Annotated in this window: 15 protein-coding genes; 7 read left to right on the top strand and 8 right to left on the bottom strand. The window is 66.7% G+C overall.

The window, feature by feature from the left end; genetic code table 11:
• Nucleotides 1-37: 37 nt before the first annotated feature.
• Together EDJALFJO_RS09795 and EDJALFJO_RS09790 are read right to left on the bottom strand one after the other, a co-directional pair.
• Nucleotides 38-2,782 carry a DEAD/DEAH box helicase family protein gene (locus EDJALFJO_RS09795; protein WP_088284647.1) on the bottom strand — a complete coding sequence of 915 codons (2,745 nt, stop codon included), beginning with the start codon at nucleotides 2,780-2,782 and terminating at the stop codon, nucleotides 38-40.
• A complete protein-coding gene (locus EDJALFJO_RS09790; RefSeq protein WP_088284645.1) occupies nucleotides 2,782-4,611 on the bottom strand; it encodes a site-specific DNA-methyltransferase in 1,830 nt (609 codons plus the stop codon). Before EDJALFJO_RS09790 ends, EDJALFJO_RS09795 begins: the two co-directional genes overlap by 1 nt.
• Before the next feature lie 99 nt (nucleotides 4,612-4,710).
• Between EDJALFJO_RS09790 and EDJALFJO_RS09785 the strand changes: the two genes are divergently transcribed.
• Nucleotides 4,711-7,467 (top strand): ATP-dependent DNA helicase, encoded by a 2,757-nt coding sequence (locus EDJALFJO_RS09785; protein WP_088284643.1) that lies wholly within the window; start codon nucleotides 4,711-4,713, stop codon nucleotides 7,465-7,467.
• On the opposite strand, the gene EDJALFJO_RS09780 is transcribed toward EDJALFJO_RS09785, so the two are convergent.
• The 4 genes from EDJALFJO_RS09780 to EDJALFJO_RS09765 form a co-directional block, all read right to left on the bottom strand.
• Nucleotides 7,460-8,764 carry an AAA domain-containing protein gene (locus EDJALFJO_RS09780; protein ID WP_088284641.1) on the bottom strand — a complete coding sequence of 435 codons (1,305 nt, stop codon included), beginning with the start codon at nucleotides 8,762-8,764 and terminating at the stop codon, nucleotides 7,460-7,462. The two genes, EDJALFJO_RS09785 and EDJALFJO_RS09780, sit on opposite strands and share 8 nt — an antisense overlap.
• Nucleotides 8,761-10,299 carry a hypothetical protein gene (locus EDJALFJO_RS09775; protein WP_088284639.1) on the bottom strand — a complete coding sequence of 513 codons (1,539 nt, stop codon included), beginning with the start codon at nucleotides 10,297-10,299 and terminating at the stop codon, nucleotides 8,761-8,763. Before EDJALFJO_RS09775 ends, EDJALFJO_RS09780 begins: the two co-directional genes overlap by 4 nt.
• Before the next feature lie 29 nt (nucleotides 10,300-10,328).
• Nucleotides 10,329-11,420, bottom strand: coding sequence for a hypothetical protein (locus tag EDJALFJO_RS09770; RefSeq protein WP_088284637.1), 1,092 nt, complete (start codon nucleotides 11,418-11,420; stop codon nucleotides 10,329-10,331).
• Between the two features lie 248 nt (nucleotides 11,421-11,668).
• Nucleotides 11,669-13,213 carry an IS1380 family transposase gene (locus tag EDJALFJO_RS09765; protein ID WP_369812508.1) on the bottom strand — a complete coding sequence of 515 codons (1,545 nt, stop codon included), beginning with the start codon at nucleotides 13,211-13,213 and terminating at the stop codon, nucleotides 11,669-11,671.
• Between the two features lie 114 nt (nucleotides 13,214-13,327).
• Here EDJALFJO_RS09765 and EDJALFJO_RS09760 point away from each other — a divergent pair, with 114 nt between their 5' ends.
• The gene (locus tag EDJALFJO_RS09760) at nucleotides 13,328-13,531 is read left to right on the top strand and encodes a hypothetical protein (protein WP_088284633.1); all 204 of its coding nucleotides are present in this window, start codon (nucleotides 13,328-13,330) and stop codon (nucleotides 13,529-13,531) included.
• A 301-nt stretch (nucleotides 13,532-13,832) separates the two neighbouring features.
• Here the strand turns inward: EDJALFJO_RS09760 and EDJALFJO_RS09755 are convergent, their stop codons facing one another.
• Entirely contained in the window at nucleotides 13,833-15,092 is a 1,260-nt protein-coding gene (locus EDJALFJO_RS09755) for a hypothetical protein (RefSeq protein WP_143448413.1), read from the bottom strand.
• A 715-nt stretch (nucleotides 15,093-15,807) separates the two neighbouring features.
• On the opposite strand from EDJALFJO_RS09755, the gene EDJALFJO_RS09750 reads away from it, so the two are divergent.
• The 5 genes from EDJALFJO_RS09750 (at nucleotide 15,808) to EDJALFJO_RS34190 (ending at nucleotide 19,415) form a co-directional block, all read left to right on the top strand.
• Complete coding sequence (locus tag EDJALFJO_RS09750; protein WP_198950169.1) at nucleotides 15,808-16,308, top strand: nitroreductase/quinone reductase family protein; 501 nt, start codon at nucleotides 15,808-15,810, stop codon at nucleotides 16,306-16,308.
• A gap of 137 nt (nucleotides 16,309-16,445) precedes the next feature.
• On the top strand, nucleotides 16,446-16,715 hold the full coding sequence (locus tag EDJALFJO_RS09745; protein WP_143448412.1) for a hypothetical protein: 270 nt from the start codon (nucleotides 16,446-16,448) through the stop codon (nucleotides 16,713-16,715).
• A gap of 103 nt (nucleotides 16,716-16,818) precedes the next feature.
• Nucleotides 16,819-18,276 carry a cell wall metabolism sensor histidine kinase WalK gene (locus EDJALFJO_RS09740; protein WP_158220363.1) on the top strand — a complete coding sequence of 486 codons (1,458 nt, stop codon included), beginning with the start codon at nucleotides 16,819-16,821 and terminating at the stop codon, nucleotides 18,274-18,276.
• Entirely contained in the window at nucleotides 18,273-18,968 is a 696-nt protein-coding gene (locus EDJALFJO_RS09735) for a response regulator transcription factor (protein WP_088284625.1), read from the top strand. Before EDJALFJO_RS09740 ends, EDJALFJO_RS09735 begins: the two co-directional genes overlap by 4 nt.
• Nucleotides 18,969-19,076: 108 nt before the next feature.
• Complete coding sequence (locus EDJALFJO_RS34190) at nucleotides 19,077-19,415, top strand: hypothetical protein (protein WP_088284623.1); 339 nt, start codon at nucleotides 19,077-19,079, stop codon at nucleotides 19,413-19,415.
• Between the two features lie 119 nt (nucleotides 19,416-19,534).
• Here the strand turns inward: EDJALFJO_RS34190 and EDJALFJO_RS35470 are convergent.
• Nucleotides 19,535-19,719 (bottom strand): hypothetical protein (locus EDJALFJO_RS35470; protein WP_233149778.1); only part of this gene is annotated, 185 nt, incomplete at its 5' end.

Raw genomic sequence — 19,719 nt, 5'->3', positions numbered from 1 at the left:
GTCAGCGCCACAATCGTGAACTGGCACCCTTCAGGACCTATGACGCCGAATATTCGGGCGAGAGCTCAACGAGAACCTCGGGGTCGTGCCCGAAGAAGTAGTCGACCTTCAACGAGTTGAAGTGCGCCTCGCCGAACTTGATCTTCCAACCTTCGGCTTCGAACCGGAGCTTCTCGAGGTCTGAGCCGCCCTTCGTTTCGCGCACGAGATACAGGAACTGACCCGCAGGCTCTTCACGGACAAACGCCCAGTCAGGGTTGTAGTTGCCCAACGGCGTCGGGATCTTGAACCACTCTGGCAACTTCACGAACAGGGGGACGTCCGGGCGCTCATCCAGGAACTTGGCGAACCGCTCCTCGACGTCCGAGTCGCAGACGACGTGATCCGTGACGCTCTTGTCGACTCGGACGACCCGCGGCGCCACGGTCTCGTCCTGATGACGCTCGCGGAAAAGCTCCACAGACCAGGACTCACCGGCGGGCTGATAGACGATGCCGTCGGTGAGTTGGTTGTACAGCGCGTGGTTGATGGATTCGGCGACCTCGTCGATGAAGACCGCGGGGTTCAGCGCCACCTGGTCCAACCGATCGCATCCGCGAAGGATGCGCACGATGGTTGCCCGCGAAAGGGGAAGCCTTCGGCACAACTCCCCCACGACATCCGGCACCTTGCGTTCGCCGACGAGCTCGATCGCGCCGCGGTCGCGAAGGTCTGAGCCGGCAAGTCCGGCCGCGCCCATCTCCACAACGTCCTTCGAGACCCGGAACTTGACCGGCTCCAGGTCTGGCAGTGCGTTGATCCGCGTGACTGCGTCAGCCACGACAGCGTCCGAGGAGAAGTGGAGCTTGTACGAGGTCCGCGGCGAGATCCGCTCCCAGAGCTGCGCGAACAAGGGCGACCCGAGGACTTCCTCCTTGAGACGCAGCTTCTTCCTGTCGCGAAGGTTGACGATTCGGCCCGTGAATGCAACCCCCGTCTCCTCCTCGATCTCCTTCTGGAGCGCGGAAGCGAACGTAGAGAACGACTCCTTGGCGATTACGGTCAACAGATTGACCTCTTCAACGTGGCAACGCTCGCCGTTCTCCATGACAGGAAGCCGAAGCCCGCGACCAACCTGCTGTCGCTTGCGCATGGGCGACTTGCCGTCCTGCAAGTTGCAGATCGTGAAGACGTTCGGGTTGTCCCAACCCTCGGCGAGGGCGGAGTGGCTGAAGATGAACCGTAGCGGCTCATCGAATCCGAGAAGCTCTTCCTTCCGCTGCATGATGCGCTCGAACGCATCAGCCGCATCCTTGGAGTCCGCGCGAGCCTCCTTGGCGACGCCTCGCGCAGTGACGGCGAAGTAGCCCTCGTGCACGTCCTTGACCGCGGGCATAGTCAACGCACGGAATCGCCCGTCGTTGAGAAGCGACGCGTATTCCTCTTCGAACCAGACGCGTAGCTTGGCGTCGTCAGGGGCGTAGTGGTCAACCTTCTCGATGAAGAAGAGCGTCAGAGGCTTGATCCGCGAAGTGATCTGACCGCGCCGCTTCTGCAGAAGGAGCTGGAGTTCCTTCTCAAAGTGACTCTCGACCGCCTGGCGAAGCATGAGCCGCAGTTGCTGCTCATCTGCCTCGGAGGTCGACGACCCAGCAGCAACCTTCCGGCCGTTACCGAACTCAACTACGCCTGCCTCGGCGTGAATGTCCTCGACCGACCAGCCCTGGTACAGATCGCGGCGGCCGCTCAGCTCGAAGAGGTCGTCGTCCTTACGGAGGGTGACGCGAGTGGGCTTCGTTCCCTGGCGGGTTGCCTTGTGAATAACCGCAGTTGCGGTCACGCCCGTCGGGGTGGCGTTGATCTTCGCGATCTCCACGTACGCCTCGTTGAGATTGGAGTCCTTCGTGATCGAAAGGACACCGATCCTCTTCACCAGCCTGGCCGCATAGGCGTCCACGGGCGTCAGACGGTAGACAAGGTGGGCCTTGGGGAGTCCGCTCTTCTCAGTCGGCGGGGTCGCTGAGTACCCCACGCGGAACAGAGGCTGGAGCTCGTCGATGGCTGGCTTCTGAGTCGGCCCGTCCAGGCTCTGCGGTTCGTCCATGATGACGACGGGCCGGCAGGCCCGCAAGAACTCGATCGGCGCGTAACCGTTCATCGCGTCGGTGGGTCGGTGGATCACGCGGTTGTTCGCGTCCCCGGTCATCGCGGCGATGTTGATGACCATGATCTGGAGGTGGGACGCCGTCGCAAACTGGCGCACGCGGGTGAGCGCGTTGCTGTCGTAGACGTAGTAGTCATACTGCAGCCCGTCGTAGATGTCCCTGATGTGCTCCCGAAGGAGCCTGAGGCTGGACAGGACGCCTTCGCGGATCGCCACGCTCGGTACAACGATGACGAACTTGCTGAAGCCGTACTGGCGGTGCAACTCAGCGATGGTGCGCAGGTATGCGTACGTCTTGCCGGTTCCCGTCTCCATCTCGACCGAGAACTCGAGGGGCATCTCCCCAGACTCGAGTGCGCGGCGCAGGGGCTCTGCAACTGCCGGCGCGACAGAGCCATCGTCAAGGTCGGTCGGCCGGTCCTGGACACGGCGAAGGTTCGTGCGAACAGTCTCAGGTGCCAGCGCCAGCGAGTTGCCGAACACGAGCTCCTGGAATGACTCGAGTGTGCCCTCCTCGCCGAACCCGGGAACCGCCACGCCCTGTTGCATCGAGTCCTGGCCGGCGAACAGTTCAACAACGCTGTCGATCGCATCGCGCTGAAACTGCTGATTGGCGTCGAACTTGATCTCTACAGCCATCAGACGGTCTTCACCGTGATGCCGAGGTTCTTGGCGTTCGTGAATGCGTTGGTCTTGACTGCGTCGCGTCCCGCGAAGCCGTCTTCGAGGAAGACAAGAACGCGAGGCTTGAGAGCGATGGCAGCGCTGGCAACTGCCTCAGTGATCTCAAGGCTCAGAACGACGGCGACACCATCGGCCAAAATCACCTCAGCGAGGTCAGCCTTGTCGCGGGCCCACTCGGCATCGAGTGCGACACCCTCCTTTAGGAGCACCTCACCCGCGAGCTCCTCCATCACATGGTCGCCGTCGTCGAGCGTCGACTCGCGCAGGTCGAAGAGATCCTGCGGGTCAGCTGTGGTCGCATCGCGGAAGCAGCTTTCGCTCAGGCGGAACGAGCGAATGCCAGCGTCAGGCGCCACGTCCTCAGCAGCTGAGGCGATCCTCGCCCGGGTGATGTCCGAAACCAGCGGGTAGTCGTCATACCCGGTCGGCTCCGGAAGTTGCACCATGATGAACCGGCGGTTGCCACCGTCTGCTGCGTTCTGTTGGAGAACGCCGTCTGCCGCCGAGCCGGAGCCTGCGAAGAAGTCGAGGACCAGGTCGCCGGTATCGGGTTTCGTTGCTAGCGCCAAGAGGTGTCGAATCAACTTGGTTGGCTTCGGTGTATCAAAAACGCTCTCGGAACTGGAGAACTCGACCCGCTCCAGAAGCTCTTTCTTGGCGGCGTCGTTCGTCCCCACTTCGTCAGCCCGCCACAACGTGTGCGGGGTTAGGCCCTGGCGCGACTCCGAAAGGAAGTGCTTTAGGCGCGGGACATTAGTCCCGTCGGCTCCAAACCAGATCCGTCCATCCTCTATCAGCTCTTCGAGGCGGGGAGCCGTAACGGTCCAACAACGTCCCTTCGGCGGCCAGAGTTTTCGGCCACCTGGCGTTGTGAGTTCATAGAACTGGGACTTCGTCGCATGCCCGGCCTGCGCGTTCAGGGAGACGGACTGCCATACGCCGCGGTAGTCGTTGTCGGGATTCGAATATCGATCCTCTACCTCGGCTGTAATAGGCAGCAGACCTCGAATCGCCTCAAACATAGTCTTGTCCCGTGCGTAACACAACAGGTAGTCGTGGGAAATCGAAAAGGCTCGCCGGTTCTCGCGGGTCGTGCGCTTCTCCCAGATGAATGACGTAATAAAGTTCTCCGGCCCAAAGATCTCGTCCATCAGAGCGCGAAGATTGGCCACCTCGTTGTCATCGATCGAGATGAAGATGACGCCGTCTTGGGTGAGGAGGTTCCGAGCCAGAACAAGGCGGGGGTACATCATCGACAGCCAGCGACTGTGCCTACGACCGGCAGTATCCGCACCGGATGACTTCCGGTTGCCCTGCTTGTCGAGCTGACCGCTGTACTCGAGGTAGGCACGGAGCGTGTCGGAAAAATCATCTGGATAGATGAAGTCGTTGCTTCCGGTGTTGTAAGGCGGGTCGATGTAGATCAACTTGATCTTGTCGTTGTAGGCCTTCTGCAGCAGTTTCAACGCCTCGAGGTTGTCACCCTCGATGAAGGTGTGGCGGGCCTCATCGAAGTTCGTCGACTTGTCAAACTCGGGCAGCAGCGCACCGCGACTCGGGGCCAGCAACGAGCGCACTGCCTCCTGCTTGCCGGCCCACATGAGTCCGAACCGCTCGCGCCCGTCCGCCGGCGCCGCAACCTCGGTGTCGAGCAGCTCTCCCAGCCGACCGGCGTCAAGGACGCCATCGGCAATCACCCCAGGGAACAGGTCCTGGAAGGCTGCCAACTTCTCAGCCGCCAGATCCGGCGAGTCCAGTTCGATCTTCGCCACCTCGTCGCTCATGTGCTCCCAATCTCTCGTCTGACGTGCAACCTGAAGGCTAGTGCCGACTACCCCGACCGTTCGCAGGTTCTGCGGGGTTCGTCCCCCTAGCCTTGGCCCATGTCAGCAGAACGTACCGACACAATCCCTACGCTCGAGGGTGATGCCGCGGCCGCGGTGGCCCACAGGGGCGGGCACGTCCAGATCATCGCGGCGGCCGGGTCGGGCAAGACCGAGGTCGTGTCTCAGAGGGTCGCTTCGCTGATGGCCGACGGTGAAGCCCCTGAATCGATCGTGGCCTTCACCTTCACGGAGAAGGCGGCAGCCGAGCTCAAGGAGCGCATCCGGGAGCGGGTGACGGCCAAGATGGGCGACACTGCCACCGATCAGCTCGGGAGGCTGTACGTCGGCACCATCCACGGCTACTGCTTCCGGCTTCTGCAGACCTACGTGGCCAAGTACGAGACGTACACACCCCTTGACCCGAACCAGCTCACCAACCTCCTGTATCGGGAGGCCAATCGGTTGAGGCTTCGCCGCTTGGACGCCGGCGAGAAGTTGTTCCGAGGGATCACCGCGTTCCAGGAGAACATCGACATCGTCGAGAACGAGTTGATGCGGGTCGAGGATCTGCCCGAGAGCCCGTTCCGCGAGTCGGCCGAGCTCTACTACGCGATGCTCGACGGCTACCGCTTCATGTCGTTCGGCACGCAGATCGTCGAGGCGGTGCGCGCACTTGAGGACACCACGATCCGCGCGGCTGTGACCGCCGACCTCAAGCACCTGATCGTTGACGAGTATCAGGACGTCAACCCGGCGCAGGAGCAACTCATCCGCCTGCTCTCGAAGCCCCACGGCACCGCCGACGTCGTCGTGGTGGGTGACGACGACCAGGCGATCTACCAGTGGCGCGGATCCAATGTCGACAACATCGTGTCCTTCAAGGACCGCTATCCCGGCGTCGCCCAATTCAGCCTCCTGATCAACCGCCGATCGCGACCCGGCATCGTGCAGCTCGCAAACGGCTTCGCGCAGTCGATCCCAGGGCGCCTTGTGAAGGAGATGGGGTTGTTCCGAGCGGACGCCGGGCCCGCCGTCTCCATCGCGGTCGGCCACGACGCCGAGCAGGACGAGGCCGATGCGATCGCCCTCGATATCGAGGCGCTCCACGCGCAGGGCGTGCGCTACCAGGACATCGCGATCCTCGTCCGAGGCCGCAACGCCTACACGAGAATCCTCGATGCTCTCGACATCTCGAAGATTCCTGTCCAACCCGGCGGTCGGACCGGCTTGTTCCAACAGCCCGAAGCCGCGGTCTTTGGCGAGACCTTCTCCTGGCTCTCAGGCGTCGACTGGGCACCGGGGCGCTTCATCAAGCGCGAGAAGACTCTTCTGCCTGACCTGCTTGAGGACTATCGGAGCGTCTTCGGGCTCAGCAACGAAGACATGCAGAAGCTGCAGGGCCACCTGATCAGGTGGAAGTCCAAGACGACGCAGGACCCGCCGGACTTCGACCCGAGCCTCGTCCGGGAGTTCTACGACCTGACGGTGCTGCTCCGGATCTCGGAGTGGGACCTCTCGGACGCTCAGCAGCGCAACCGCCTGGGCACGCTCGCCCGCTTCACGAACGTGTTGGCCGACTACGAGTCGGTCACTCGGCGTTCTCGGCGAGACCCCGAGAACCCGTCCGAACAGGTCGGCGGAGCGGTCGGCAACGAGTGGTTCTACCGCAACTTCGCCTTGCTCCTCGTCAACTATGCCACGGGCAGCTACGACGGATTCGACGGCGAGGAGGATCTGCTCGGGGACGGTGTCGCGCTAGGCACCGTCCACGGGGCGAAGGGCTTGGAGTGGCCCGTGGTGTTCCTGCCCTCCCTCACCGAGGGGCGGTTCCCGTCCAGCCGTTCGGGCCGCGTGAAGGATTGGCTCGTCCCCCGCGATCTCTTTGAGGCTGCTCGCTATGAGGGCTCAGACGCCGAGGAGCGCCGGTTGTTCTACGTGGCGCTAACCCGCGCTCGCGACTGGGTGTCACTGTCGTCGCACTCGAAGGTCACCAAGAACGCGACGAAGGCTTCGCCGTACATCCTGGAGGCTCAGGCGCTCGCGTCCAGCGCCGGGCTACCAACGGAAGCCGAACCGCGGGGCATCGAGATTCCCGACCTTGCGGTGAGCTACTCAGAACTCGAGGCGTACATCACCTGTCCCCAGTCGTACCTCCTGCGCAACGAGCTTGGGTTCATGCCCCCGGTGAAGTCCGAGATCGGGTACGGCAACGCGGTGCACCACATCATGCGCGTCATCGCCGAGCACGCTCGTGCGACTGGGAAGCTGCCGACGCCGAAGCAGATCAACGATCTCCTCACGTCTGACTTCTTCCTGCCGTTCGCCAACAAGGCGGCTCACAAGGAGATGCGCGAGAAAGCCCGCCTGCTCGTCTTCAAATACGTCAAGGAGAACCAGGACGACATCAGACGGACCTGGGCCACTGAACGACCGTTCGAGCTGTACCTCGACGGCGTGGTGGTCAGCGGGCGCGCCGACGTCATCTACGACGAGCACGACGGCGTGATCGACAACCTCGCCATCGTGGACTACAAAACCGCCACCGGAGGAGAGATCCACCCGCTCCAACTGCAGGTCTACGCGGACGCCGGACGCCGCGAGGGCCTCACCGTGGGAGCTGCGTTCATCCACGACATGAGCAAGACCACTCGCCACACAGTCGACATCACCGAAGAGTCGGTGAAGCAGGCCGAGGAGACCGTGACCGAGGCAGCTGGGTTGCTGAGGAAGCGCGACTTCACGCCAAAGCCGGAGAGGTCGAAGTGTGTGGCCTGCGACGTGAAGACGGTGTGCGGCGCCGCAAAGCTCAAGTGAGCGGCACGACGCTTCCTGCGTTCTCAAGTTGAGTCCAGAACTTGAGGTGAGCGTCGTGTCCTCGACCGACGGTGTCGGGTCGCCCTGGCGCCTGCTCCGCACTCGGAACATAGTTGCGCAACGTCTCCCCCACGTGATCGCGGGTCAGCATGATGAACGCGACCTGGTGCCGGGAGGCCATCACGCAGAGGCGGCCCGTCTCCAGGTCGAACGCCGACGGATCGGCGACGCCTGACAAGGGGTGAACGGCAATCATCACTGGCCGCTCGAGCCCTTGCCAGCGCTCCGGCGTGTCGACTCGAATTTGGTAGGCCCACGACCCGAGGGCAGCAGAGAGCGCCGAGTTCATGACGCGGTGGCTGCTCGTGACGCCGATGTCGGCAGGCGTGAGTGGCCGTTTCTCGTCGCCGAACCTCAGCGTTGTCCCTCCTCCAAGCAGCTCGCCGACGACCTTCGCCGTTGCAGCAGCTATCTCGTGATCGACCTCGATCGGCGGTCCGTGGTCCGGAGTGGGGATGGTCAGTGCGAGCGGTCTGCCGGCCGCGAGCGCATCGCCCCAAGGGCTAGACAGCTGCAGGCCCCGGGCCCCGACGGCGACGTACGCCTCGAAGTCGAAGTCGTAGAAGGGCTTCACGAAGTCGACGGACTCGTTCGGAAGCCTCCGGCAGGCCGGCAACGACCCAACGAAGCGGACTGACTCCAAGGTCGGTTCCGCGAGTACGACCTCCGGCGCTGCCTCGTGTGGCGCACGTGGCGAGGTCTCCCAGCGTCGTACATCAATGGGGACAACTGGCGGGATCTGCCCCGGATCACCGATCATCAGGAACTTTGCACTGACGAGTGCGCACTGCATCAGGTCTGCCCAGCTCATCTGCCAGGCCTCGTCGATCGCGAGCAGGTCATACGGGGCAGACAGGTCCGTGAGGGACCACTTGGCCGTCGTCGCGACGGTAATTCCGGGTCCGTGCGGCAACTCCTTCTTGTCCGTCACCCACAGAATGCTCGCCGGGAAACCGTCGGGCGCCCGGAGCCCACTGCTGGAGAAACGAGCCACCCGCAAGTCTGGGTGCTCCTTCGCCCATCGCAGGCAGATGTCGTCGGCCTGGCTGTTTGTCTGGGCGGCCACGGCAATCTGCATGCCGCCCGCGGCCAGGGCCGACAGAACCTCGATGACGGTGTGCGTCTTGCCCGATCCCGGTGGAGCTTTAACGACGGCAAGCCGGCCCCCGCCGGAGATGTAGATGGTGAGGTCCTTACGCAGCTTGGCGTACTCCTCGTCAATGACGTCGAGACTCATACCGTCACCTCCCCGGCGATCTGGGCGACATCATCGAAGACGAGGTCGGTGGCACCGTCATCGCCGCTGATCTCGATCGGCGCGGATGCCTTGCCATGCGTAAGCCACGCGCCGGGGCCATCCGCGGCCGACCAGACGCGCTGGCTTCGCCGCTGTGTGAGGCTGGCGGCATCCGATTGGACGAAGGCGACATCGACCCCAACCCACGCCTTGTCGGCGGGCTTCGCCATGATCGGCCCGAGAAGCGGCTTGGTCTTCCGACCGGTCCACTCCACCGTCACCAGAAGATCGCCGTCTGTCGCGCCGATCTCGACAATGGTGGCCTCATGTCCCCGGGAGCCGTGGGGAGCCACTCGGGCATTCTCGCGGAGTCGGTGCGGCAGCGTCGGGTCCAGGCGGACTACCCATCGGGGGACGGTCGATCGGCCGACCCCAACGTCGTACACCCCAACCACGTGGGATTCGAAGGCGCGGCCGTCGTCAAGTGCCTCACGGAACAGCGCTGGGTCGTCGTGGATGAGATAGCCGACGTACGCCTCGTCGGCTGCGGAGTGAATGAGGTATCGGGAAGCAGCCGCGGAGCCGTGGAAGTCGGTCTCCGGATGGGCAACAAAGGCAGGGCCCTGGCTTGGGTCGTTGAGGCGAAGCTCGATCCGCTGGTGCTGGAACCAGAACTCAGCGTGTGCCTTCGTCACGAGTTCGCCGACGCCACCATTCATCGGCCGGTCGTTGTTGGCCATCAGGTCATATGCCTGCTCCGTCAGCTTCCAGCGACGCAGCAACTCCTCGTGCAAGATGGCGGAGATCGCGCCTGCGGCCTCGCTGACGTCACCGCCTTCGCGGCGACCTTCCTGCCACGCGGTCACGAGCTCACTGAGGTCATCGCGCTCAAGCGTCGGATCGAGCGTTGGGGAGACGGTGAGACCCTCAGCTTCTGTTGCTGCCAACAATCGGGCGTCACGGTCACCCTGAGTGGTAAGCCATGCGAGTTGGTACCCAAGGTGAGCAGTGCGGGCATCCTGAGCGGGGAACACATATGAGTCGCCCAAGAGTTGGCTTGCGCTAATGACATGCTGGTTGCCGACCCGCGAGGTGTCGCGGAACATCCAGCCGGCAACGCGCCCCAGAGCACGGAGGATGTCCTGATTCTCGCCGCCGAACTTGGTCTGCGAGTAGGTGTAGCTGAGTTGGTGCAGCATCGCGATGTGCTGGCCGTTTGGCAGCCAGACCTGACGTAAGTCCCCCAGCTCGGGCTTCTGAGGAACCGGGTCGAAGGTCCAGTTGTGCACACGAAGGTGCTCCAGCAGCTCCTCCGCGAACGTCGCGCAGAGGACGGCGACGTCGTCGCGGACACGGCCGTCGGGCACGGACTCGATGCGTGGTTGCGAGCCGACTGTGCCCCAGGCGATGCCCCAGGGCCGCGACTCACCGGCCATCCGGACGAAGGCGACGATCATGGCCTGATCGGGCGGCATGATCGCGTGGTGGATCGTGTCGTACCGCTGAAGCGGACGACCGGCCTGCCACGCTTCCAACTTGCGAGCGATCGCTCGTACTGAAGTCATTAGCCGACCAACTGGCGCTGGAGGTCTGCCTCGCGGTCGTCGGCAGGCTCGACCCCGGCCATGAGCTCGAGTGCTCGCGAGATGGTGGTCTCGCCGAGGAACCGGGCGACCTCACCGCCGAGGAGGATTGGGTCGTCTGCCGCCGTGGCTCTGGCATGGCACCGTGGCGCCAGGTCACAGAAGGACAAGCAGGCCTCCGAGTAGTCCGTAGGCGCATCGAGCACACGCTTGATCAACGCGGGGTTATCTGCAGAGAAGTCATCGTCGCGGACCACTCCGAGAGCGACCTGCTCCAACCGATCGAATCCGCGCTCGGCGCGGATGGCCTGATAGGTCAGGTCTTCATTGGCGCGGACGGACGGTGAGTTCGAACCCGGCCAGGTGAAGACGAGGAACCCGTGGGTCGAGATCTCGATTTCGTCAGTAAGCCCGAGGGCGTCAACAGCGAGCCGCATCGCGTGCTCGTAGACGCCGGCTTGGGCGCGCGCGGAGGCGAGCTGCTGGGGGTCGGTGTGTCCGCCGCGGTCGGGAAAGACCTTGACCTCGCCGACCGTCACCCGCGGCCGACCATCAACCGTGGTCGTCACAGTGACCGCGTCGATGATGAGGAGCGCCTCGGGGAGAATCACGCCCTTGGGGATCTTGATCATTGGCGCCGCGACGATCGACTCAGCCGATGCAGGGTCGGCAGCGATACGCCGAAGCCAGTCTTCGGTCTTCCGAAGGGCCTGATCGATCGTCGTTACCCGAGTACCGCCGTTGAGCTTGAGTCGGAGATCGAGGAGTCCCGAGGATCCGTCCGGCAAGCACTTCTTGCGTTCCAACGCCTGGCGAAGCTTCTGGGCATCGTCATGGAACAACCCAGCCTCGAACCGGTTCCCTCTGGCAATCGCGAATGGCGACTGACCGAAACTCACCTCGAGGCCAACAGCCTTCGCTGCCTCGTCCAGGCGAACATTGTGGACGGCCGAGAGAGTGTTCGCGTCGCAGGTGGGGTTCTTCGCCCACTGCTCAAACCTGCCTCGGGTGTTGCGGCGAGCTTCCTCACGGATCTCGTCGACGCTCGGCGCTTCTGCGCTCTGGCCTGTCACCTTTCACCTCCACCTTCCCAGGAGAGGCTAACGACTTCGTCCGACACTAGGCCGCGGAATCGAGCCGGTTGGCCCCGGTCATTCACGAGGCGGCCTGAGCGCGTCGATTTGATCTTGTCGCCGTGACTGGGATCCGTGGGCAGGTCTGGCCGCTCGACGTGGTGGTCGAGTTCTCCAGGGGGCTCGGGACGAGTGCGGGGCTCGCGGCGGGGCGCGGACGATGACGGCGACGCAGCGCAGATGCTGGGTCAGCGGCTCGGGACGGGGATGCGGCGCAGGACGGTGAAGGCGTGTTGCAGGGCGAGGGTCCAAGGCCAGTCGTGCTGGAGGCGTAGGTAGACGCGGCGGCTGCCATGGGTGATCCGGGCGGCGGAGTGCAGGAGGCGGTAGCGGATCGTCTTCCACTCCGCCCGCGCCAGCGATGGATCGTCGACCAGCAGGGTGGTCTGGGTCCAGGCGAGCAGGTCGGCGGCGGTCAGGGCGAGCTCGAGCCACGCTTGGTTGATCGCGAAGACGCGGGACGGGAGGCGTCCGAGGCCGGCGTCCTTGGCCTGCCGGATCCGGTCCTCGACGCGGGCGTGGGCGCGGTGTCTGGCTCCGAGGAACGCGAGCTGCCCGACGCGGGTGTTGGTCGCGACGGCCTGGTAGCGGTACCCGTCGCGTTCCTCGAAGACGTCGAGCTGGGCGCCCGGGTGCGGGCGTTCACGGCGGACAAGGACCCGCATCCCGGTCGGCCACTCACGTCGTGGGGTGGCCTTGGGCGGCTTGGCGCCGGTGAGGGCGACCTGTTTCGCGCGGGCGCGCCGGCGTTCGGCGGCGCGTAGCCGCTGCACCTCGGCGAGGACGTCGGTGATCTCGGCGACCTCGGCGCCGTCACGGTGGCCACCATCGGCGTCTACCGCGGCTGTCCACGCCCACGCCGGGAGCAGGGTGAGCGCGGCGCGGACGTCGTCGGTGACCGCGTACCCGGTCGAGTACTCCAGCCCGGTCTCGACGAGGTGGTCGACGAAGGCGTGGGAGAACCCCGCGCCGTCGGTGCGGACCAGGATCCGTCCCGTCCGGGCCGCGTCGGGCAGCTGGGCCAGGGCCAGGTCGAGCAACGCGATGTGGTCGGCGGCCGTGTTCGACCCGGCGCGGCCGGTCCGCAAGATGCCCGCGAGGGCCTCGTTGGTGTTGTCGCAGAACGCCAGGATCGGATGGAAGCCGTACCCGGACTTGAAGTTCGCCGACGCCAGCTCCTTGTCCGAGTGGACGTCCACGAGGGTGGCGTCGATGTCGACCACGACGTAGTCCAGGTCCCGGCCCGCCGCCCGCGACGGCGGCAGCACCCGACCGGTGACCTCTGCGCGGGCCAGCCAGGCCCGTTCCCGGGCCGCCGCCCGGGCCCTGCGCAGGCCGTCCAGCCGTCGCTCGTCGACACCGGCGAGGACCCGCCACGCCGTGGGTGGTGAGGCGACCGGGCCGTGCAAGTCGGGCTGCTGCCCGAGGCCGGCGATGTCCCCGATCGCCTCCCCGCCGTCGGCGAGCATCACCGCCAGGTCGACCAGTACCTGCCCCGGATCGTGGCCCCCGCCGCGGGACCGGACCCCGTCGACCGCGAGCGCATACTCGGCGCGCAACCCGGTCCGCTCGGCGAGCTCACGCAGCAACGCGACCCCGGCGTGCGACACGACCCCGGTCCCGTCCGCGGTCACCACCGACCACGGACGCCTCGATGTAGCCTTCACGCGGGAAGTGCCTCTCTTCGCGGTGCTCTGGGACCTTAGACAAGTCCAGAATCCACTGCGGGACAGGCACTTCCTGCCGTTACACGGTCACAACACGCGACCGATCATGAATGACCAGGGTTAGCTCTGCCCCTGCATCAGCCTGGCTCCAGACACAGCCGCCGGCCCTCTGGAGTCGATATGAACCACGCCCTGACGACCTTCATCGTCATCACCATCACCACCCTCGGGGCCTGGTGGTTCATGGGACGTCCCCCGACCGACTTCATCACCCTCATCAAGGTGATAGGCGTGCTCACAACCTCGGTCCTGATCGCTCAGCACGCCCCTTCAGCCACCGCCGACCTACTCAAGACACTGATCAGCAACGGCCCCGGCGGCTAACTGCGGATCCGGGTCTGAGGCGTCTATGGGCCGTTCTACGCGCCCTCAGCCCATCACGGCGGCCAGTCATGGCGGCGCGATCGAGGCGTCAGAAGCCGAGCCCGCGATCTCAAAGTGAGCCCAAAGCGAGCCTTAAGGCCGGTTTTGCGGAGTCGACCCCGACGACCCAAATCGCATCACCGCAGGTCAACGCCGGTTTTCGTAAGCAACGCGACGCACTCAACGTGGTGCGTCATCGGGAACTTGCCCAGTGCCGACGGGCCGCCCCGAGACACCTGCGCACCGGCGGGGCGCTCGGCGCTCACGGCCGCGCCACGTTGCATGGCAGCAGCGCGCAGGCGCGACGGGCCACCGCCAGGCGCGTGACCGGGTGCCGCTCCTCCCGGAGCTGCTCGCGGGCCAGCCGCTGCAGCCGAACCCGGTCACCGTCAGCCTCCGCCAGCCGCGCCTCCAGCAAGGCCAGCTCGTTCGAGGCCGCGGCGTCCGCCACGTCGCTTGTCCTGCCGGTCGCGGGCAGTTCCCACCAGGGGCCGGGGCAGGCCAGGCGTGCTGGGCTGCGGGTGGCTGGGTCGGCGGCCAACGCGAGCAGGGCCGGGACAGCGATGCTCGCAGTCATGCCACGCTCGAGGACGGCGTCGGCCAGGACGTCGAGCAGGGCACTCTCGGTCCACAACCGGGCCGGCAGCCCGACCTCGGCACGCAGGTCGTGACACCGGGCGGCCATGTCCGCCAAGTCAGGATGGCCGAGGACGTCCAGGACCGCGGCACGCTGCCTCTCGGCCAGCTCGCTCGAACGCCGCGGCCCGCGACCGCCGGCCGTCGACGGTGTGGAGGGGCGGGGAGGAGGGTTCTTCCTCTGGGTCAAGAACTCTGGGTCGGGCCGCACACCTGCGGCCACCCTCGCCGCAGAAATGCGGCTACCCCTGGCCGCAGAAATGCGGCCACCCCCATCCACACCCGCGCGGGCACCCGCGGTCGCGGCCGTGCGGGGGACCGACAGCTGCGAGGGGGTGGCCGCAGATCTGCGGCCACCCCCTCCCCCGCCACCTCGCATGCCCGAGCAGGCGGCTCCTCCCGACAAGACCCCTGGAGCCCCGGACCGCTTGCTGGCGCTCGCGCCAGGCGCGGCGGTCCGGACGACGTACCGATTGGTGAGGTTGACCGGTCCACGCCGGCGCCGCTCGACCACCACCGCCCCGACCGCGACGAGCTCCTTCATCGCCCGGTCGACGGTGTCGGTGGACCGCTTCCGCAGCCGCTGCGCCAGCAGCCGCCGGCTCGGCATCCTCGCCCCCGACGTCTGCCCGTACCGCAGCAGCACTGCATACAACCGGACCGCCACGTCGGAGACGTCCGCGTCGAGTAGCCACTCCGGGACGATCGCGAACCGGTCTTCCACGACCAGCAGGTCACGCTCGGCGCCGACGACCGTGTCGCCCGGCGCGCCGTCATCCGGGCCGATCTGGCCGCAGGGGGCGCCGCGTTCGGCCGCCGCCGGCACAGCCAGCGACGAACCGTCGTCTTGGTGACTTACGATCTGGGTGGAAGCTGAAAGAGTCATCACGTCCGAGGCTCCAGACATCGAGCCCGCTCCAAGCCGACGTCCAGGTCGGCGAGCGGGCCGGTTGACGGGGAACGGAACGACCCCCTCCCGGCGTCCAGAGCACTGCTCTCGCCGGTGGTCACTTTGGTGGTCACTACGTCCTCCCGCAGCGACCTTCCAGGACCGGAGCCGTTCCTACGCCATCTGGCCTCTGAACAGCACGAACACCCACCCGGACCCCACCTACGACCACCCACCCAAACAGGACGAGCATCGGTTCCTAAACCGTGTGTCGGAGGTTCGAGTCCTCTCGGGGGCACGTCTGACCTGCACCTTTGTCGTCGATCATTGGCTTCATGCATCGTTTTCGGGTCAAGTGGTCACTTTGGTGGTCACAACAGGATCCGCTCAAACCGCACGATCATCGTCGCTCGAGGTCAGCCACACCGAGCCTGCCAGGAGTCCTAGGATCGCGGCGCTCGCCCCATGACACCGGCCGGCCACCCCCCCTCACGCCTACACAGGCTCACATGACCGGACGTGAGCACTCGGTTTCTGCATCCGCGGTCACCGACTCGAACGGCCTTGTGACCGTACTCTCCGGTGGTTCGCTTCGAGCCGATCATGCGCGTGCCGGTGAGAACGCCGCGACCTTGGGCCGGGCCTCTGCGCCGCGTCACGTGGAAGTTTGGGCCACGGAACAGCGGGCTCGAAGCGGCACAGGACCGGAGGCATGACGATGGCGCGAGGGGACTACCACCGCTGGATGTACCGCGGTGGCCGGCCGAATGCCTGGGCCCGATGGCAGAACAGGCTGTCCGCGTGGCTGCACGCCCGCGGGGTGATGCCACGCCGACTCGTCACGCTGGAGGTGCCCGGCCGGGTCAGCGGACGCACTGCCGCCGTGCCGTTGGTACTGGCCGAACTGGACGGCGAGCGCTACCTCGTGTCGATGCTCGGCGATCGCGTCAACTGGGTCGCGAACGTGCGGGCTAACGACCACCTCGCGACACTTCGCCATGGCGTGATCGAGGCGGTCACCCTCGAGGAGGTGCCACAGGCACTGCGGCCCCGGGTGATCCAGCGGTACGTCCAGGTGGCGCCCGGCGGCCGGCCGCACATCGGAGTGGACCGGCACGCCCCATTGAAGGCGTTCGCTGCTGTCGCCGCGGCGACACCGGTCTTCCGCGTACGCGCTCAACCACCACAACCGACCCGACCGGCAGCCCGCTGAGGTCCGTCATGTCCGCGTCTCGGCAGGACCCCGCGCACCCTCTACGGCTTCCGACGCGTGATCTACCCTGGCGGAGCCAGAGCGTTCGGCTGAGGCGGGAGGCGATCCGGATGGTGCCCGGTCAACGGACGGCGGTCATGGTCGCGGCCGGGCTTCTCGGTGGGTTGGCTGCTGCCGGTGCCGTGTTCGCCCTTGCGGTCGGGCCGGGCCAGGACGAGCCGGGCGTGCTGTCACCGGCACTCGTCGTGACTCCGACGACCACCAGCGGGACGGCATCGACCGGCCCCACACCCTCCACGGTGCCGTCGGGTGCGCCGTCGGGCAGCGCACTCCCCGATTCGGACGACGCCGCCGACGACCCGGAGGAGGTCCCGCAGCCCGTCGAGACCCTCGACGACGATGACTGACGGCGATCACTGACGACGATGACTGACGACGATCATGGCTAGGGGCCTGTACCCGGGTGTCAGGCGCCGCGTCCCTGGTGTGCGGGTCCGGATCCTGGTCACGATGCTGCTGTTGTCCGCGGCCGGGATGGCCGTGGCGGGTGGGGTCTTCACCGTGGTTCAGCGGCGGCAGGTCCGTGACGACGCGATCCGTACGGTGACCGCTGACAGCCACGAGTTCCGCCAGTTCATCGACGGCGACCGGGCGGGGGCGGATGTCGCCACGCTCCTGGAGGCCGCCCTTGAGCGGCAGGTCCCCACCGAGCACGAGACGTTCCTGGCCCTGGTCGACGAACGACCGAGGTTCGTCCCCACCGGACGCCGACCCGTCCGGCTCGAGGACGAGCCGGCGGTGATGGCGGTGGTGCGGTCATTGGCCGCCGATGCCCCCACGAAGGTCCGAACCGTCGACACGTCGGGCGGTCCGGTGGTGTTCACCGCTCTGCAGGTCCGCGTCTCCGGGCGCCCGGAGGTAGGGACGCTGGTCGTCGCGGTCGCGGTCGGGCCGGCGACGGCCCGGGTGGAGGCCGCCGCCAGGCAGTACGCCCTGCTGTCCGCGTTGTCCTTGATCGCGGTGGGCACTGCGGGTTGGGTGGTCGCCGGCCGCCTCCTGCTGCCGCTTCGCCGGTTGCGGTCGGCGGCCGAGGACCTGTCGGCGCGGGATCTGAGCCGTCGGGTCCCCGTCAGCGGACGCGACGACGTGTCCGCCCTGGCCCGCACCGTCAACGCCATGCTCGACCGGCTGCAGACATCGTTCGAGGTCCAGCAGACATTCCTCGACGACGCCGGTCACGAGCTGCGCACCCCCCTGACCATCGTGCGCGGGCACCTCGAGGTCCTCGACACGGCCGACCGGCAGGACGTGGACCAGACGCGAGACCTGGTGCTGGACGAGCTGGACCGGATGAGCCGTCTCGTCGACGACCTCATCGTGCTCGCCAAGGCCGGCAGGCCGGACTTCGTCCGCACCCGGCCCACTGATCTGGATCAGCTCGTCATCGATGCCGTGGAGAAGGCCGCAGCCCTTGGACGGCGCCGCTGGACGGTCGACGCCCTGACCGGCCGGACGGCTGTCCTGGACCCACAGCGGATCACCCAGGCGCTCCTGCAGCTCGCGGTCAACGCCGTCCAGCACACCACCCAGGGTGAGGAGATCGGCGTCGGCGCCGCGGTCGGCAGCGGCACGGTGCAGCTGTGGGTCCGCGACAGCGGACCGGGCGTCCCGCCGGACGAGGCCGACCGCATCTTCGAACGGTTCAGCGGGACCGGCGAAGGCTCCGGGCTGGGCCTGTCGATCGTCACCAGCATCGCCGCGGCGCACGGCGGAACCGTGTCGGTCGGCGACGCCCCGGCAGGCGGGGCCGTCTTCACCATCCGGCTGCCGGGAGTGGCCCTGGTACCCGCTGCGTCCACCGCACCGCCCACTGCACCTGCCCGAGCACCGGCGCGGGCAGGAGCCGCACCTGCCGCAGGAGACGCCGGCGGTACGACCGGGTCCGGCGACGGGACGGGCCCGCGGTGACCAGCGTGCTCGTCGCAGAGGACGAGGCGAGGATCGCGCAGTTCGTCGTCAAGGGCCTGCGCGCAGCCGGGTACACGACCACGGTTGCTCCCGACGGGCCGTCGGCCCTCGACCAGGCGATGTCAGGCATCCACGACCTCGTCGTCCTCGACATCGGGCTGCCCGGGCTCGACGGGTTCACCGTTCTGCGGCGGCTGCGCGAGGCACGCAACAGCGTGCCGGTCATCATCCTCACCGCCCGGGACTCGGTCGCGGACACCGTGGCCGGCCTCGAAGGGGGCGCGGACGACTACCTGAGCAAGCCGTTCCGGTTCGAGGAGCTCCTCGCCCGGATCAGGCTGCGGCTGCGCGCCACCGGCGGCGCCGGCGCCGGCGAGGCGACGGTGCTGCGCAGCGGCGATCTCGAGCTCGACCTGCGGGCGCGGCACGCGACGGTCGCCGGCCGCCGGGTCGAGCTGTCCGCTCGCGAGTTCACGCTGGCCGAGTCGTTCCTGCGCAACCCGGGTCAGGTGCTGTCCCGGGCACAGCTGCTCGACCGGGTCTGGGGGTACGACTTCGAGCCGGGCTCGAACGTCGTGGACGTCTACGTCCGGTACCTGCGCCGCAAGCTCGGCACGGACATCATCGAGACCGTCCGCGGCGCGGGGTATCGGCTCGTCACCGGGGCGGAGCGGAACGACGACATGCAGTGACGGCGTGGGATGAGAGTGCTCTCACCGCGCTCTCCCGGCCGTCTCATGGCGCGGTCTGACTGTTGGTGCAGCGCCGAAGGGCGCCTGCCCCTATGAAAGGACCATCCCATGACTCCCCGGAAGACCTTCGTTCTCGGTCTCGCCGCCGTGGCTGCCGCCGTCGTCGCCGGCGGCGGCACCTTCGTCGCCCTCGCCCCGGCGAGCGCGACAGCGCCGCTGTCCACGGTCCGGCTGACGAGCGGCTCGGACGACACGTCACCGCCCTCGGTGCGCAGCGACGACCGGTCCGGCACGCCCTCCGACGACTCCACCGAGCACGGCTCCGACGACTCCACCGAGCACGGCTCCGACGACTCCACCGAGCACGGCTCCGACGACTCCACCGAGCGTGGGTCCTCGGGTGACTCCCATGGCGAGCACTCCGACGACGAAGGCTCGCGGAGCTGACTCGAGCCGCACTGAAGGCCCGGGGCGCGCCCCGTCCCCGGGCTCGAGGCCCCGTCCCCATCAGGGGCGGGGCCTCGACCCGTCAGGCGCTATGAGCCCGCCGCTGGATGAGAGGTCTCTCATCCAGGTCTAAGGACCGGCTCACAGCGGAGCGAAAGGCTTCTCACACCGGGACCGAACGGTCCCTGCTCGTTCCGACCGGAGAGGTCCGTGCTCCCATGGGTCTGCCCCTGCACCCGCTCGTCGTCCACGCTGCGACCGTGCTGCTGCCCCTGTCGCTGCTCGGCGTCGTCGTCGCCGTCCT

Origin of the sequence: Kineosporia sp. A_224, from assembly GCF_002198655.1 — a bacterium.
Lineage (GTDB): Bacteria > Actinomycetota > Actinomycetes > Actinomycetales > Kineosporiaceae > R-H-3.
This window is presented reverse-complemented; position numbering and strand designations above follow the sequence as displayed.

Coding starts and splice junctions, on each gene's coding strand:
- EDJALFJO_RS09785 (WP_088284643.1), top strand. CDS start 4,711: ATGTCAGCAGAACGTACCGACACAATCCCTACGCTCGAGGGTGATGCC.
- EDJALFJO_RS09780 (WP_088284641.1), bottom strand. CDS start 8,764: ATGAGTCTCGACGTCATTGACGAGGAGTACGCCAAGCTGCGTAAGGAC.
- EDJALFJO_RS09760 (WP_088284633.1), top strand. CDS start 13,328: ATGAACCACGCCCTGACGACCTTCATCGTCATCACCATCACCACCCTC.
- EDJALFJO_RS34190 (WP_088284623.1), top strand. CDS start 19,077: ATGACTCCCCGGAAGACCTTCGTTCTCGGTCTCGCCGCCGTGGCTGCC.
- EDJALFJO_RS09745 (WP_143448412.1), top strand. CDS start 16,446: ATGGTCGCGGCCGGGCTTCTCGGTGGGTTGGCTGCTGCCGGTGCCGTG.
- EDJALFJO_RS09755 (WP_143448413.1), bottom strand. CDS start 15,092: ATGACTCTTTCAGCTTCCACCCAGATCGTAAGTCACCAAGACGACGGT.
- EDJALFJO_RS09750 (WP_198950169.1), top strand. CDS start 15,808: ATGACGATGGCGCGAGGGGACTACCACCGCTGGATGTACCGCGGTGGC.
- EDJALFJO_RS09790 (WP_088284645.1), bottom strand. CDS start 4,611: ATGAGCGACGAGGTGGCGAAGATCGAACTGGACTCGCCGGATCTGGCG.
- EDJALFJO_RS09740 (WP_158220363.1), top strand. CDS start 16,819: ATGCTGCTGTTGTCCGCGGCCGGGATGGCCGTGGCGGGTGGGGTCTTC.
- EDJALFJO_RS09795 (WP_088284647.1), bottom strand. CDS start 2,782: ATGGCTGTAGAGATCAAGTTCGACGCCAATCAGCAGTTTCAGCGCGAT.